Raw genomic sequence first — 16,011 nt, 5'->3', positions numbered from 1 at the left:
AATGCTTAATGTGGCGAAGTAATTTTCCCTGGATGGTAAGTCCGCGAGATCGATCCCGTCAATGCTGGTCAGCGACCGAGTGGGACGTGCCCTGTGAATTCGTTCTAGAAGGGGTAGACCGGGAGTGCACTTTGCGCCGTCACCCATTGTGTTTCCGTGAAGGCATCGAGGTTTGCACCGATACCGCCGACACGGCCGCCGTTACCCGAAGACGCCATGCCGCCGAACGGGATGACGGCTTCGTCGCCGACCGTCTGATCGTTGATGTGTACCAGGCCGGTGGGAATCTGTTGGGCGAGTTCGAGTCCGCGCATCGCGTCGGAGGTCAGAATGCCCAGCGACAATCCGTACTCGGAATCGTTGGCTATAGCGACGGCTTGTTCGACGGTGGCGAAGGAGGTCACCGGTGCGACCGGCCCGAAGACCTCGTCGGCGAAGGCAGGCGCGGTGAGTGGGGTGTCGGCTAGCACGGTGGGCCGGTAGAAGAGATCCTCGTAGGTGCCGCCGGCAGCCAGTTTTGCTCCGGCCGCGATGCTTCCGGTGACCAGAGAGTGGATGTGGTCGCGTTGTTTGGCGTCGATGATGGGTCCCAGTGCGACCTGACCGGTGAACGGGTCGCCTACCGGAAGCTTGTCGGCGTGTTCGGCAAGGAGTGCGGTGTAGTCGGCGGCGATACTTTCGTGGACCAGTTGGCGGCCGGTGGTCATGCAGATCTGTCCCTGGTGCATGAACGATCCGAAAGCGCCGACAGATGCGGCCTTTTCGAGGTCGACGTCATCCATGACGATCAGCGCATTGTTGCCGCCGAGTTCAAGATGAGCGCGCTTGAGATGGCGGCCCGCCAGTTCGCCGACCGCGCGTCCAGCTCGGGTCGACCCGGTGAATGCGATGACGCGAACGCTCGGATGAGCCACGATTGCCTCACCGGCGTCAGCGCCGCCCGGCAGCATGCTGAACACTCCGGCGGGCAAGCCTGCTTCTTCGAAGATGCGAGCGAGAACCACACCGCCGCAGATCGCCGTGCGCGGGTCAGGCTTGAGGATCACCGAATTGCCCAGCGCCAGTGCGGGAGCGACTGCACGGATCGACAAAATGATGGGGAAGTTGAACGGCGCGATGACGCCGACGGTTCCGACGGGTACGCGACGAGAGAAGCTCAGCCGAGGTTGCTCCGAGCGCAGAACCTCGCCGACAGGGTGTGCGGCCAAAGCTGCTGCGTTGTAGCACTCTTCGGCAGCGGTATGGGTTTCCAGCCCGGCCTTGGCCGGGATGCTTCCGGCCTCGCGGATTACCCATTCGCCGATTTCGTCGGCGTACTGCTCGAACAGTTGACCGGCGCGGCGTAGAACGGCGGCTCGTTCAGTGTATGGCCTTGCCGCCCAATTCTTCTGAGCAGCAGTAGCTTTTGTTGCAGCGGCCGCCACGTCGTCGGGTGTTGCCATGCCGACCGTCGTCAACTGCTTGCCGGTGGCCGGCTCGACGACAATACGATCGTCGGCGCTACCGCGAACCCATTCGCCGTCGAAGATCTTCGATTCCCACACAGGTTCGCTCAGCAAACGCGTCATGGCCGCTCCTCGGTAAAGGGATGCAACCGCGCGCCGCATCACATGGTTGCCCACCACGTTGCTCTGTGAGGGGGTCGATCGCCATCACACTTTCACTCAGTGAAAGACGGATTCATGGCGTCCTTGAGTGCTTGGATCAGATCGGCGAACTCGGTGGAGTGGGTAGCGCCGCTGCGGGTCACACCCGAGACGGGAATGCGCAAGCGGCCGTGCGATTCTCGCATGAAGCTGATTCCAGCGCGCGGAGATTCGCCTGCGGTGATCGAATAGAGCAGGGTCCAGGCGCGCGGGTTGGTGATCACGTCCAGCGTGGCTGTGTGATCGCTCGGAATTGCAGGGCCCAGTTGGACGCGTCGATCGATCTCGCGGAATGCGTCCTCGACCACCTTGTGAATGAGCACCTGACTTTGGCGCGGCGGCAGGAGCAGGGGATATGCGGCCAGATCATTGAGGTCGACGCTTTGCTGGCCGGCTAGGGGGTGACGGCTCGACATGACGACCAGCAGATCTTCGACGCCGAGGTCCAAGGGTTCGAGTCCGGGGCGGTCGACGCCGCCGCGAATCAGGGCGATGTCCGCGTCACCGGAGGCCACAGCATCCATGCGGTGGGCAAAGCTCTTGATGACGAACTCGACGTCCAGGTCCGGATGAAGTTCGCGCACGTGTGCGATGGCGTCCAGCGTCTGAGCGGCAAAGCTCATGTTTCCGGTGATTCGGATCCGGGCTCTCGGGTCTCGTGCGACGGAGTACGCCATCGTTTCGAGACTGAGGACTTGCTGCGCGATGGGCACCAGTCGCGATCCTGCCGGGGCCAGGCGAACCGCCCGGGTCGAGCGCTCGAAGAGTGTCGCCCCGAGCTCCTTCTCCAGTCGTGCGACCTGATGGCTGATCGCCGACTGCGAGATGAAGCAGCGTTCGGCAGCGCGACTGAAGCTCAGTTCCTCGCTCACGACGAGAAAGTACTTGAGTTGGCGGAAGTCCATGAGGACAGCTTACTTATGAGCAATCGAGATAACAGTCTTGCGAATACTCCAGCTAGCTGGACCCGACCCATGATCAGTCCATACCGTAATAGTCATACTTTCAATTTGGTTGAGGAGTTCGTTGTGGATAGAACAGCTGCGGGTCGCGCCGACATCGACGCGACTGGACACGAGAAGACTCAGGTTGTGATCGTCGGTTCGGGATTCGGAGCCCTCGCCGCGGCCAAGACCCTCGCGAAGTCCAAGACGCCGTTCGTTCTCATCTCCGCCACCACCGAGCACCTCTTCCAGCCGTTGCTCTACCAGGTGGCGACGGGTGTCCTGTCGGCCGGCGAAGTTGCTCCGCCCATCCGCACGATCCTGCAGAAGTACCCCAACGCCGACGTCCGCCTCGGCCGCGTCGTCGAGGTCAACGCCGAAGAGAACACCGTCGTCTACGAAGCCTCGGGCACCCGCCACACGCTCGGGTACCGCTCGCTCATCGCAGCCACCGGTGCCACGCAGGCGTACTTCGGTCATGACGAGTTCGAAAAGGTCACCTACAAGCTCAAGACCGTCGAGGACGCCGAGGTACTGCGTAAGCAGATCCTGCGTTGCTTCGAGGAAGCGCACACCACCAACGACGCGCTGGTTCGCCGTAACCTGCTGAGCTTCGTTGTCGTGGGTGCCGGCGCGACCGGCGTCGAGCTCGCCGGACAGATCAAGGAACTGGCGCGTCGCTACTTTGCGAAGGCCATCAACAACATCAGTGCCGACGAGGTCACGGTCACCATGGTCGAGGGCGCCGGCGTTGCGCTTCCGGCCTTCGGCGGCAAGCTCAGTGAGTACACGCAGGCCTCGCTCGAGAAGTCGGGTGTCGAGGTAGTCCTCAACACCATGGTCACCGCCATCGACGAGCATGGTGTCACCGTCTCTTCGGCAAAGACCAAGGAAGAGAAGCGCATCGACGCCGAGACCGTCATCTGGTCGGCCGGTGTACGCGCCAACGACTTCGCCGCAGTGCTCGGAGAGGCGACCGGTTGTGAGAGTGACCGCGCAGGTCGTCTGCTCATCAATCCGGACTTGACCGTCGGCGGGTTCGCCAACGTCTTTGCCATCGGCGACATGACTTCGCTCAACGGTCTGCCCGGTCAGTCGCCCGTTGCGATGCAGGGTGGCCGTCACGCCGCGAAGACTGTGAACGGAAAGGTCAAGGCCGGAACGCCTTTCAAGTACTTCGACAAGGGCAGCATGTCGATCATCAGCAGATTCAGCGCTGTATGTCGCGTCCGCAAGGTCGAGTTCAAGGGCACGATCGCCTGGTTCATGTGGCTGGCCGTGCACGTGATGTATCTGGTGGGCTTCCGCAACCGGTACGTCGCTGTGATGTCGTGGTTCGGTTCGTTCATCGGTCACCGTCGTCCGCACTTCCACTACGCGCAGGAACCGATGAAGATCGAGGCCGCGCCGCCGGTGACCGAACGCGAACCGGAATTGGCGCACTCCGCGTAGCTCCGCACCGCCTGAACACGTTTCGCCTGATGCCAGTCACAGTGGATTCTTAGTGGCACTGCCCTGTCACACTGTGTGAATGGCATCAGGCGACCGTTCGTTGATCGGCCGGGCATTTATCGTGCTCGGTGCCTTCGACGCGAAATCGCCGCGATTGACGCAGTCGGAGATCAGTCGTCGCAGCGGTTTACCTCTGCCCACCGTTCATCGGCTGTGTGGGCAGTTGGTGGCCGAGGGCGCACTCGAGCGTCGGAGTGACGGCAAGTACCAGGTCGGAGTGCGGTTGTGGGAGATCGGCGCTCTTGCTCCCGGCGCTCACGGCCTGCGGCAGGTGGCGTTGCCGTTCCTCGAGGACCTGTACGAGGTCACCCGGGAGAATGTGCAGTTGGTCGTTCGTGAGGGTACCGAGGCGCTGTACCTCGAGCGCTTGTCCTCGCGTAGTGCCGTCACCGTTGTCGGTCGGGCCGGGGGAAGATTGCCGTTGCACGCGTCCAGCGGTGGATTGATTCTCCTCGCGCACGGCGGAACCGAGCTTCTCGACGACGTCCTCCAGGCCGGTCTCGAGTCGTTCACTCCCAAAACCATTACGTCCGAGCGGATTTTGCGAGCAACTCTCGACGAGATCAGACGCACCGGATTTGTCGTCTGCCGTGAGTATCTGAACGTCGGAACCCTTGCCGTCGCCGCTCCGGTACGCGATGCCGGCGGCAATGTCGTCGCAGCGGTCTCGACAGTTGTTCCGGTGGAGCAGGATCCAGCTCCGTTACTGCCGGCCTTGGTCGCGGCCGCCCGTGGAATATCACGCGGGCTCGGTGGCGGCGGGCTCGAGTAGCTCTATTTCAGTCTTTCACTGAGTGAAATTGCAGCTGTTCAGGGGAGTGGTCGTGGTCGATGGTGGTCTCAATCGTCACTCACCTCAGGAGTTCTCTGTATGTCTTCTTCGCGCACCCAGGTCGGAATCGTCGGTGGTGGTCCCGCCGGGTTGATGCTCTCGCATCTGTTGCATCTGAAGGGAATCGATTCGGTAGTCCTGGAATGTCGCACCCGTGAAGAGGTAGAAGGCACCATTCGTGCCGGCGTGCTCGAACAGAACACGGTTGATCTCATGGTCGAGACCGGACTCGGTGATCGACTGAAGCGGGAAGGCCTCGAACATCACGGAATCGAGCTGCGATTCGGCGGGCGAGGGCACCGAATCGCGTTCGACGAACTGACCGACGGGCGCGCAGTCACGGTGTATCCGCAACACGAGGTGCTCAAGGATCTGATCGCGCGACGTCTCGCTGACGGCGGGGACATTCGATTCGGAGTGTCCGACGCGAAAGTACACGATCACGAATCGGATCGCCCGAGTATCACTTTTGTCGATTCGGACGGAAACGACCAGAAGCTCGAGTGCGCCCTGGTGGCCGGTTGCGACGGATCACGTACGCAAACGCGAAAGCTGATTCCCGAACCGTCGATCCGAACGGATCATTTCCGCCAGTATCCCTTCGCGTGGTTCGGCATCCTGGCCGAGGCTCCGCCGTCATCGGAAGAATTGATCTACGCCAACCATGAGCGTGGGTTTGCGCTGATCAGCACGCGGACGCCAGAGGTGCAGCGTCATTACCTCCAGGTCGATCCGGACGACTCCGTGGACAACTGGTCCGACGATCGAATCTGGGACGAGCTGCACATGCGCGTCGACGGCGAGGGTGCAGAGATCAAGGACGGCAGGATCTTTCAGAAATCGATCCTTCAGTTCCGCAGCTTCGTTTGTGAACCGATGCAGCACGGCAACCTGTTTCTTGCCGGCGATGCGGCGCACACCGTGCCGCCGACCGGTGCGAAGGGAATGAATCTCGCGATCGCCGACGTTTACGCTCTGGCGAAGGCAATGGACAGTTTCTTCACCTCGTCCGACCGAAAGATGTTGGACGGGTACACCGAAACGGTGCTGCCGCGTGTGTGGCGGACGCAGCACTTCTCGTGGTGGATGTCGTCGATGCTCCATCGCTTGCCAGGCGACAGCGGTTTCGGGCATCGCCGTCAACTGGCCGAGTTGGACATGGTCACGCGTTCGGTCGCCGGACGAACGCTGATCGCCGAGAACTACGTCGGAACACCCTTGATCTAGAGAGCTGTCGCAGATTTTGCGGTGCGTAATCAGTGGAGCGGGGTGCCTTGATGGTGTACCAGTTGCCATCCGATCGGGGCGCGGCGCCACAGGGATGTGCGCCGCGCACGACGCACGTCTCGGACGGAATCCCACTGTGTCAGGACGTATCCGTCGTCGATGATTCGACCGGTCAAGTTGTGAACTTCGATGCCGTCGCCGTCGATGGGTTCGTTTCGCAGTGATTCAACGGTCGACGGTAGGTCCCGGACGCTACCCGACGCACCTATCTCGGTGAAGTCTTTGTGGGGTCATGAATGCTCCTCTGCCTACGCATAGGCCGGGCACGATGTCGATCGTGATCATCGCAGAGGTGGGCGTTGAGTTTCCAACATCCGTTCTCGGAGACTGTCGTAGATAGGTGCCGACCCTGCCGCGGTGGCGACGAATACCGCTGCCGCAGTGGCAGCGAGCATCGGGACGAGCGTCGACGTCACCGCTGTCATCTCGACCACGATCACGATGCCGGTGAACGGTGCGCGCACTACAGCGCCGAAGAATGCAGCCATGCCGATGGTGGCCATGGTGACCGTGAGCCCGGCGTCCACTCCGGGCACGAAGCTCGACAGTCCGGTGAAGATCGACCCCCAGAGTGCGCCGAGTGCGAGTAAGGGAGCGAACAGTCCGCCGGGAGTTCCAGCGGCATACGAGAGCGGGCCAGTGAAGAACCGAACCGCCAAGTACAGCAGCAGGATCGGCAGTACGAAGGTCCTTCCGCTGACGATCATCTGTGCAAGAACGTCGCCGCCCCCACTGGCCAGCGGGTCGAGGAACAGCGTCAGGCCGATGGTGGCGCCGATCGTTGCGCCGATGACAGTCGGCGGGATCCTGTCGAGTCGTGCAACGGCGTCGAGTAGACCCAGAATCAAGCGGTTGTAGGCGATACCGAGTAGCCCCGTGAGGATTCCGAAGACGACAAACAGTGGCAAGAGTGCGAGTTGAGGCGTCGGGACGGTGCCGACCTCGAAATCGGGTTGGTCACCGATGACAAGTCGTGCACAGCCCACCGCGACCGAAACACCGAAAAGTGTTGGCAGCACGGTGCGCAGCCGAAATGAGTGCGTCACCTCCTCGCAGACGAACAGTGCCCCGGCGATCGGCGCGTTGAACGCGACGGCGAGTCCTGCTCCGGCCGTGGATGTTTGCAGCATGGCGACGTCCGGTTCGGCAAGGCGGGCCCGCCGTCCCGCTTCTGCCCCGATCGCCGCACCCATGTGTACGGTGGGGCCCTCGCGGCCGAGAACCAGACCGGAGCCGATCGCCAAGAGGCCGCCGATGAATCTGGCAGGCACGAGATTGATTCCCGGCGGCTTCGCTTCGCCGCGGGACACCGCCTCGACGTGCTGGATGCCGCTTCCCTTTGCGAGGGGTACTCGTCTGACGATCAGTACGGCCAGTACGGTGCACAAGGCCACCAGGACGACCGGCACGAGCCACCCGACGTACGGAACGTGATGCGCCCAATTCATGATCGTCCGACGGAGTTCGTCGGCCCTGATCAGACACCAACGGAACGCGCCGCCGACAAATCCGACCCCGACGCCCGCGACCGCAGCGAGTAGACACAGCAAACTCAGTCCGCGGTTGGAGTCACGCGGTTCGGTGCCGCCGTCGTCCTCGGTCATCGTGATCAGCCCTACCTGATGGTCACAACTCGCGACAGGTGAATTGAGCTTCCTCACCTTGGACGGTAACCCATCCCGATACCCGCAGTGTCGGATCGAGGTTGTGCAGCCGAGTCACAATTCGACAAGCAGGCTGATTCCGAGAACCGCCATCATCACGGCGATCAGAGCGTCGAGAATCCGCCAGGCGTTGGGTTTCGCAAAAAGCGGCGTCAGCAGACGTGCGCCGTAACCGAGGGCGCTGAACCAGACCACACTCGCGGTGATGGCACCGGCCGCAAACCACCAACGTCCGATTTCGCCGCGACCGTTGGCAATTGAACCCATGAGCACCACGGTGTCGAGGTAAACGTGTGGATTGAGCCAGGTGAGAGCCAATGCCATCGTGACGGCGGCCAGCCTCGAACCGTTGCCGTGCTGATCCGGCGCCAGCGTCTGGGGTCGAAGCGCCCGCTTGGCGGCGAAGATTGCATAGCTGAGGAGGAAGACCGCACCGGCGATACGAACGAACGTGATCAGCGACGGTGCGTGTTCGAGGAGGGTCCCGATTCCGCTGATGCCTGCAAGGATCAGAATTGCGTCTGACAACGCGCACACTGCGACGATCGGGAGTACGTGCGATCGCGTCAGACCTTGGCGAAGAACAAACGCATTCTGGGCGCCGATTGCGACGATCAATGACAGTCCGACTCCGAAACCGACGAGGGCCGACGCAGGGTCGTTGGTGCTGAGCATGTTGTCGAGCCTGCCGCTCAGATTTCATTCAGTCCAGCTAATGATTCTTAGGACGCATCAGAGTAGCTTCAGATTATGTTGGATTTCGAGCAACTGAGGGCATTGCACGCTGCGGTCGACGAGGGAACCTTCGAGGCGGCGGCGCGGAAGTTACACATCACGCCTTCGGCGGTCAGCCAACGAATCAAAGCTCTCGAGACCTCGGTGGGCCGGATCCTGGTGCAGCGCACCAAACCCATCCAGGTCACCGATTCCGGGAGTGAAGTCCTGCGTCTTGCCCGTCAGATAGACGCACTGTCGCGTGACACCGTGCGAGAACTCGGTTTGGAAAACGGTTCGAACACCTTCGCCCGCGTCTCGATCGCGGTCAATGCCGATTCGCTGTCCACTTGGGTTCTCGGGGCCCTCGCGGAGTTCACGCAAGAAGTCAGTTTCGATTTTCATCTCGACGATCAAGACCACACCACCGAACTGCTGCGCGACGGTTCGGTCATGGCTGCCGTCACGTCTGTTGCGTCACCGATTCAAGGGTGTACCTCCAGTCGGTTGGGCATCATGCGGTATCGGCCGATGGCGAGCGCAGAGTTCTGCCGTCGCTGGTTCGCAGATGGTGTCACGGCCGAATCCCTTTCGAAGGCACCGCTGGTGGTGTTCAATCGCAAGGATCTGCTGCAGGATCGGTACCTCGATCAAAAGGTCGGCCACCCGGCAGATCCGCCTCGCCATCTTGTTCCGTCATCGGCAGACTTCGCGGACGCCGTCAGACGGGGATACGGGTGGGGGTTGATACCGGACCTGCAGTGCGGCGAAGACGATCGCGGCGGAGTGCTGATCGGATTCGATCCGGACTGCGTGGACGACGTTCCGCTGTACTGGCAGCAGTGGAAACTGTCGTCACCCGTCTTGCGCCGGATCTCCGAAGTGGTGACCCGACGTGCCCACGAAGTGTTGCATCAGCCCTCGATCTGATGTTCGCCGCCCTTGCGGCGTTGTGCTCAGGGAACAAAGAACCTGGATAAGTTGATCCCCTGAGACCGTTTCTTCGGCCGCAGGACGCCGATAGTGTTTTGAGTCACACACGAATGAAAGGTGCTGACTCTCGTGGCGGACATCGGATATCTGGCTTGGGATCTTGCGGAGAAGTACGGGAAGAAGCCGTGCCTGCGGGACGACCACGTCGAACTCACGTATGAAGAGTTCGCAGATCGTACGGAAGCTGTTGCCGCGCAATTGGCCGGACTTGGAATCGGACTCGGTGACGTGGTGGCGATCATGCTGCCCAATCGCGCCGAGTTGCTGATCGCGATCATGGCTGCCTGGCGCATCGGTGCTGCAGCTACGCCCATCAATCCGATGTTCACCGCGAACGAAGCGGATTACCAGATCGCGGACTCCGGGGCCGAGTTGGTCATCACCGCTACTGCCGATGCGCCCTCGGGTGGCCGTGCGGTGTTGGTCGTCGACGATCTGGCGACAGTGCCGCCGACCGATCCCCGACCCGGAATCGATGTTGCAGCAGACGATCTGGCGTTACTCATCTACACCAGCGGCTCCACTGGACGGCCCAAGGGAGTGATGCTCACGCATTCCAACCTGCAGTTCATGGCTTCGTCGATGGGCAAGAACATCGGTGTTACCGGCGCGGATCACTGCCTGCTGATTCTGCCGTTGTTCCATGTCAACGCGATCTGCGTCAGCGTCCTGACGCCCTTGCTTGTCGGCGGACAGGTGAGTGTCACCGGGAAGTTCTCGGTTTCGAGATTCTTCGACGACGTTGCGCGGCTTCGCCCCACGTATTTCTCGGCGGTGCCGGCAATCTACGCGATGCTGACCTCGCAGCCGGAAGACGCCTCGATCAATACGTCATCTTTGAGATTTGCCGTGTGCGGTGCGGCGCCGATCAGCAAGGAACTCCTCGAACGCGCGGAGCAGCGTTTCGGTTTCGTGATCGTGGAGGGTTACGGACTCACCGAGGGGACCTGTGCGTCGGCCTGTAATCCTGTGGAGGGCCTGCGCAAACTGGGTACGGTCGGCCCGGCGTTGCCCGGCCAGCAGATTGCCATTCTTGCCGAGGACGGAACCTTTGCTCCCGTCGGAACTGCCGGAGAGGTGGTCATCAAGGGCGGCAACGTGATGCGTGGCTATCTGGGCAAGCCGGAGGAGACCGCGAAGACCGTCAAGGATGGTTGGTTGCATACCGGCGACGTCGGGGTCCTCGACGAAGACGGCTACCTGACCCTGGTCGATCGCATCAAGGACATGATCATCCGTGGGGGCGAGAACATCTACCCCAAGGAGATCGAAAATTCGCTCGCCACACATCCTTCCGTGCTCGAGGCCGCCGTCATCGGCGCTCCGCACCAGGTCTACGGAGAGGTGCCAGTTGCCTATGTCGTTGCCTACCCCGACGCGCCCGTCACTGAAGGCGAACTGCTCGAACATGTCACGGCCTTGCTCACCCGAGTAAAGGTGCCAGTGGCGATCTACGTCGTCGATACGCTTCCCCGAAACCCGGTGGGCAAGATCGACAAACCCGGAATGAGACGAGCTTTGAGCGCAACTCCCGCTCACTAGTCCCTTCCCCGTAATACCAGCACAACTCGACGACGTGCGTCGAGTCGATCCGTCATGCCCACATTCCGTATTTCAGGAGCACATCATGGGATTCAAAGAAGGAAACTTCCCTCCCGTCGATCCGGCAACCTTCATGGACAAGCCGTTTCTCGAGCGTCTGCGTGACATGTCCACGCACTGGGTGGATTACGGCTTCGGTACACCGAAGATGGTCCACACCGTCTACATCATGAAACTGTTGTTCCTCTACCTGGCAGCTGGAACAGCCGTTGCCACTTTGACTTCCGGCCTCTCGTGGTTCGACATCGGATCATGGTGGAACCAGCCGATCGTCTACCAGAAACTCATCATCTGGACCATGATGCTCGAAATCCTGGGCCTGGCAGGGTCTTGGGGTCCATTGGCCGGCCACTTCAAACCGATGACCGGTGGAGTTCTCTACTGGATCCGCCCCGGCACGATTCGCCTTCCACCGTGGCCGGGCAAGGTGCCGCTCACCTCGGGTGACACCCGCACGGTGTTCGACGTCTTCATCTACGTCGCCGTAGTCGCCAATCTTCTTGTTGCCGTAGTTCTTCCCGGCGTTCACACCGCAGGAATCGATTCGGCAATCGCCGACAATGCCGGACTGGTACGCCCGACGGTCTTGTACTCCTTCCTCGTGCTCATGGTGATTCTCGGGTTGCGGGACAAGGTGCCCTTCATCGCTGCCCGTAGTGAGCAGTACCTGCCGGCGATCTTCTTCTTCACGTTCCTGCCCTTCGTCGACATGATTCTGGCGCTCAAACTGCTGATCGTCATGGTGTGGATCGGTGCCGGTGTCTCGAAGTTCGGCCGTCACTTCTCGCTGGTGGTCCCCCCGATGCTCAGCAATACGCCGTGGATCCCGTCGAAGAAGATCAAGCGTGCGCACTACCGGAATTTCCCGGAGGATCTGCGACCCTCGCACCTCGGCGGCGGGGTCGCACACGTGGCCGGAACGATGGTCGAAATCGTCACCCCGTTGATACTGCTGTTCTCGACGAACAAGACACTCACCATCCTCGCCGTGATCCTCATGGTCGGATTCCATCTCTTCATCGCGTCGACCTTCCCGCTGGCCGTTCCGCTGGAATGGAATCTTCTGTTCGCTTTCGCCTCGGTCTTCCTGTTCCTGGGCTTCCCGGCGTGGGACGGCTACGGCCTCGGCGCCATGTCTTCACCCTGGATCACAGCGGGAATTATTGCAGCCCTTGCCTTCTTCCCCATTCTCGGAAACCTTCGACCCGATCTGGTGTCGTTCCTGCCGTCGATGCGTCAGTACGCCGGCAACTGGGCATCTGCGACGTGGGCATTCGCGCCGGGCGCCGAAGCAAAGATCGACCAGTACATCAAGCGTCCGTCGCCGGATACGCGTAATCAGTTGATGACGATGTACCCCGAAGATGTGTCCGATGTCGTTCTGCATCAGCTGTTGGGCTGGCGTTCCATGCACAGCCAGGGGCGTGCACTGTTCTCACTGATGATCAGGCACCTCGGCGACGACATCAACACGTACTCGCTGCGGGAAGCCGAGTTCATGTGCAACTCCATCGTCGCCTTCAACTTCGGTGACGGGCACCTGCACGACGCGAAGTTGATTGCCGCCATTCAGCGTCGCTGCAATTTCGCGCCCGGCGAGTTCCTGGTGACCTGGATCGAATCGCAGCCCATCCACAAGGGAACGCAGGAGTACCAGGTGATCGACGCAGCTCTCGGCGTCATCGAACGAGGTACTTTCAAGGTCGCCGACGCAGTTGCCGAACAACCGTGGTTGCCGAACGGGCCCATTCCGTTCGACGTTCAGTGGACACTGGACGTACGGGCCGACCGCGCGGCAACAGATCCGCAGGTGGTCTCCGAACCGAAGATGCGTACGAGGGTCAGCGGTAGCGAGCAAGAGGTGAGTAAGTGACAAAGGCCGTAGTCGTCGGTAGCGGGCCCAATGGGCTCGCTGCCGCGGTACACCTCGCACGTAGCGGTGTGGACGTGCAGGTGCTCGAGGCCGCCGACCAGATCGGCGGAGGCACCCGCTCCGGTCCGATCGACGTGCCGGGGTTGATTCACGATCACTGCTCGGCATTTCACCCGATGGGTATCGGCTCGCCGTACCTGTCCAAGCTGGACCTCGAGCGATACGGGCTGATCTGGAGATGGGCAGAGGTGGACTGCGCGCATCCGCTCGACAACGGGGACGCCGGTGTTCTGTACCGCTCGCTGGAGCAGACGGCGGCGGGACTCGGCGCGGACGGACCTCGATGGCAACGCATGTTCGGTGACTTGTCGACGGGATTCGATGCATTGGCGTCCGACCTGATGCGCCCGATCGTCAATGTCCCGCGGCATCCGCTGCGGCTCGCAGCTTTCGGTCCGCGAGCGCTGCTTCCGGCAACCGTGACCGCGAAGTTGTGGAAGACCGACAAAGGGAAGGCGCTGTTCGGCGGGGTTGCCGCGCACGCCTTCTATCCACTCAACCGTCCGGCCACCTCGGCGGTGGGATTGATGATCACTGCTGCTGGTCACCGCTACGGTTGGCCGGTTGCCGAGGGAGGTTCGCGTTCGATCACCGACGCCATGGCCGCGATGCTCCTCGATCACGGCGGCAAGATCGACACCGGCATTCGGGTTCGCACGGCCTCCGAGATTCCGGACGCCGATGTTGTTCTGCTGGATGTCAATCCGGGGGGTGCGCTCGAAATCCTGGGCGATCGACTCCCGGGCCGAGTGGCGAGAGCCTATCGAAAGTTCAAGCAGGCTCCCGGAGCGTTCAAGGTCGATTTTGCGATCGAAGGTCATGTGCCGTGGACCAATCCGGATTGCGCTCGGGCCGGAACTGTCCATCTGGCAGGTGGTTTCGACGAAATCGTGGCCGCTGAGCGTGAGACGAATTCAGGCCGCATGCCGGACCGGCCGTTCGTGCTCCTCGGTCAGCAATACCTGGCTGATCCCACCCGATCCGCCGGGAACGTTCATCCGCTGTACGCCTATGCGCACGTGCCACACGGATATGCCGGCGACGCTACAGAGGCGATCATTCGTCAGATCGAGAGGTTTGCGCCAGGATTCCGGGATCAGATCGTCGCGACATCGAGCAGTGGTACAGCTGACCTGGCACAAGACAATCCGAATCAGGTAGGCGGCGACATCATCGGAGGTGCCAACACCGAACTGCAGGTTGTCTTGCGTCCGCGCGTGGCAGTCGATCCGTACAGCACGGGGATCGCGGGCACTTACCTGTGCTCGGCCTCGACCCCGCCGGGTGCCGGAGCACATGGAATGTGCGGGTACAACGCGGCCGAATCGGCTCTGAAGTACCTGCGACGAAAGGGTGCGGAAGTTCTGTGAGTAGTCCATCGCACAAGGAGCGAGGCGCCGGCGCGATGCGGCGTCTCGCCCGAGTGCCTGCAGCCGCGGAGCCGGAAGTGCTTGCGGTGGTTGCCGAGTTGGCCCGACGACTCGACGAGCGCAGTGCCGACATCGCGCGTGAGATGGCCTTCATGATGGCTCACGAAATCGACCAATTGGATGCAGACGCCAAATTGCTCGAAATGCTCGAGGCCAGCGTGCAGGGAAACATCACGACGATCATCCACGTATTGGCCAACGACATTCCGATCGATCATCTCCAACCGACTACTGCCGCAGTGGAATACGCTCTGCGTCTGGCGCAGCGGGACGTTCCGTCCAACTCTCTCGTTCGGGCCTACCACATGGGCCAAGGCGATCTGATGCGGATCTGTCACGACGAGATCAGCACACTGGATATTCCGGCGCGACTCACTTTGGCTGTCCTGAAACACACTTCGGATGTGGTCTACAGCTACATCGACTGGATCACGCTCTACGTCTTCGACGCGTACGAGCGGGAACGCAGTCGATGGATGGCAGCGCAGGGAAACCTCCATTCGGCCGCGATCCACGCCCTCCTGTCCGGCACCAACGCAGATACCGCTGCTTTCGAAGCGGAGACCGGGTACCGCCTGGGTCAGAACCACGTCGCCCTGGTGGTTTGGTCGACGTGGGATGCGGACGTCATGGGTATCAACACGCTCGATCGACTCGTACGTGATCTCGGCGCAGCTGCGGGAGCGGACAAGCCGCCGATCATCACCGCCATCGATCGACGCACGGTGTGGGCGTGGCTGCCGTTCGGTCGCCGGGTGCCTGCGCCGGATCCGGAGGTTCTCGCTGCGGCAGTGCCGTTGGACGGCGGAGCGCGGGTGGCAATCGGACTGCCAGGGTCAGGGGTCGAAGGTTTCAAGCGATCTCACGAACAGGCAACCGCCGCCTATTCGGTTGCTGCCGTGCCGGATACGCCGCAACGGCCGGTGGTGAGCTTCGGGGACCGCGGCGTCGCTGTGGTTTCACTTCTGTCCGAGAACATCGATTCTACGAAGTCATGGGTCTGGGAGGTGCTAGGCCCGTTGGCGGACGATACGCCTTCTGCTGCATCCTTGCGGACGACGTTGAGTGTGTACTTCGCCCACGGAGAAAGCCATCTGCACACTGCCAATCACATGAATCTGCACCGGAATACGGTGAAGTATCGCATCAACAAGGCGCTCGGGGATCCAGTCGCTGCCGGCCGAGACAAGTTGGATCTCGCTCTGGCCCTGCAGGTTTGTGAGTTGTTGGGTAGATCGGTCTTGCGCCCCGCCAAAACGTCGTGAGTTGTGGACGCGACACGGCCTGTGGGCTCCGTATCGGGGTTTGATGACCGATGCGGAGCCTGGCCGTGTTCTGTTGTGCCTGAGGTTCTTCTCAGGTTTTGAAGGTGGTGTTCGCGGGCCGTGGGTGCTGGCCGGGGTCGATCGAGGGTGGTGGGATGAACCAGGGTTTGTTGTCGACGCCGATGCGGA

Annotated in this window: 12 protein-coding genes and 1 pseudogene; 8 read left to right on the top strand and 5 right to left on the bottom strand. The window is 61.5% G+C overall.

Features of this window, described 5'->3' with window-relative positions; translation table 11 throughout:
* Positions 1-104 precede the first annotated feature (104 nt).
* Both H7C86_RS11495 and H7C86_RS11490 read right to left on the bottom strand, forming a co-directional pair.
* Positions 105-1,568, bottom strand: coding sequence for a benzaldehyde dehydrogenase (locus H7C86_RS11495; protein ID WP_031333857.1), 1,464 nt, complete (start codon positions 1,566-1,568; stop codon positions 105-107).
* 92 nt (positions 1,569-1,660) lie between these two features.
* Positions 1,661-2,551, bottom strand: coding sequence for a LysR family transcriptional regulator (locus H7C86_RS11490; protein ID WP_003943104.1), 891 nt, complete (start codon positions 2,549-2,551; stop codon positions 1,661-1,663).
* Between the two features lie 123 nt (positions 2,552-2,674).
* Between H7C86_RS11490 and H7C86_RS11485 the strand changes: the two genes are divergently transcribed.
* The 3 genes from H7C86_RS11485 (at position 2,675) to H7C86_RS11475 (ending at position 6,161) form a co-directional block, all read left to right on the top strand.
* Positions 2,675-4,042, top strand: coding sequence for an NAD(P)/FAD-dependent oxidoreductase (locus H7C86_RS11485; protein WP_019745793.1), 1,368 nt, complete (start codon positions 2,675-2,677; stop codon positions 4,040-4,042).
* Between the two features lie 79 nt (positions 4,043-4,121).
* Positions 4,122-4,874, top strand: coding sequence for an IclR family transcriptional regulator (locus tag H7C86_RS11480; protein ID WP_141488224.1), 753 nt, complete (start codon positions 4,122-4,124; stop codon positions 4,872-4,874).
* 99 nt (positions 4,875-4,973) lie between these two features.
* The gene (locus H7C86_RS11475; protein ID WP_141488225.1) at positions 4,974-6,161 is read left to right on the top strand and encodes a 4-hydroxybenzoate 3-monooxygenase; all 1,188 of its coding nucleotides are present in this window, start codon (positions 4,974-4,976) and stop codon (positions 6,159-6,161) included.
* A gap of 29 nt (positions 6,162-6,190) precedes the next feature.
* Here the strand turns inward: H7C86_RS11475 and H7C86_RS11470 are convergent.
* The 3 genes and pseudogenes from H7C86_RS11470 to H7C86_RS11460 all read right to left on the bottom strand — a co-directional run.
* A pseudogene (locus H7C86_RS11470) lies at positions 6,191-6,436 on the bottom strand (nuclear transport factor 2 family protein); the annotation flags it as partial.
* A gap of 66 nt (positions 6,437-6,502) precedes the next feature.
* Positions 6,503-7,825: a ClC family H(+)/Cl(-) exchange transporter gene (locus H7C86_RS11465; RefSeq protein WP_182261541.1), complete on the bottom strand. Its 1,323-nt coding sequence runs from the start codon at positions 7,823-7,825 to the stop codon at positions 6,503-6,505.
* A gap of 114 nt (positions 7,826-7,939) precedes the next feature.
* A complete protein-coding gene (locus H7C86_RS11460) occupies positions 7,940-8,560 on the bottom strand; it encodes a LysE/ArgO family amino acid transporter (protein WP_020971145.1) in 621 nt (206 codons plus the stop codon).
* Positions 8,561-8,635: 75 nt separating this feature from the next.
* Here H7C86_RS11460 and H7C86_RS11455 point away from each other — a divergent pair, with 75 nt between their 5' ends.
* From H7C86_RS11455 to H7C86_RS11435, 5 genes are all read left to right on the top strand, one after another.
* The gene (locus H7C86_RS11455; protein WP_182261540.1) at positions 8,636-9,529 is read left to right on the top strand and encodes a LysR family transcriptional regulator ArgP; all 894 of its coding nucleotides are present in this window, start codon (positions 8,636-8,638) and stop codon (positions 9,527-9,529) included.
* A 132-nt stretch (positions 9,530-9,661) separates the two neighbouring features.
* Positions 9,662-11,134, top strand: coding sequence for a class I adenylate-forming enzyme family protein (locus H7C86_RS11450; protein WP_182261539.1), 1,473 nt, complete (start codon positions 9,662-9,664; stop codon positions 11,132-11,134).
* Between the two features lie 85 nt (positions 11,135-11,219).
* A complete protein-coding gene (locus H7C86_RS11445; RefSeq protein WP_182261538.1) occupies positions 11,220-13,067 on the top strand; it encodes a DUF3556 domain-containing protein in 1,848 nt (615 codons plus the stop codon).
* Positions 13,064-14,497: an NAD(P)/FAD-dependent oxidoreductase gene (locus H7C86_RS11440; protein ID WP_019745784.1), complete on the top strand. Its 1,434-nt coding sequence runs from the start codon at positions 13,064-13,066 to the stop codon at positions 14,495-14,497. Before H7C86_RS11445 ends, H7C86_RS11440 begins: the two co-directional genes overlap by 4 nt.
* Before the next feature lie 35 nt (positions 14,498-14,532).
* Positions 14,533-15,822, top strand: coding sequence for a CdaR family transcriptional regulator (locus tag H7C86_RS11435; RefSeq protein WP_019745783.1), 1,290 nt, complete (start codon positions 14,533-14,535; stop codon positions 15,820-15,822).
* The last annotated feature ends 189 nt before the right edge of the window (positions 15,823-16,011 follow it).

Source organism: Rhodococcus sp. UFZ-B548 (genome assembly GCF_903819475.1).
Taxonomy (GTDB): Bacteria; Actinomycetota; Actinomycetes; order Mycobacteriales; family Mycobacteriaceae; genus Rhodococcus_F; species Rhodococcus_F erythropolis.
Note: the sequence above shows the minus strand (reverse complement) of the source record. Positions and strands in the feature narration are given on the sequence as shown.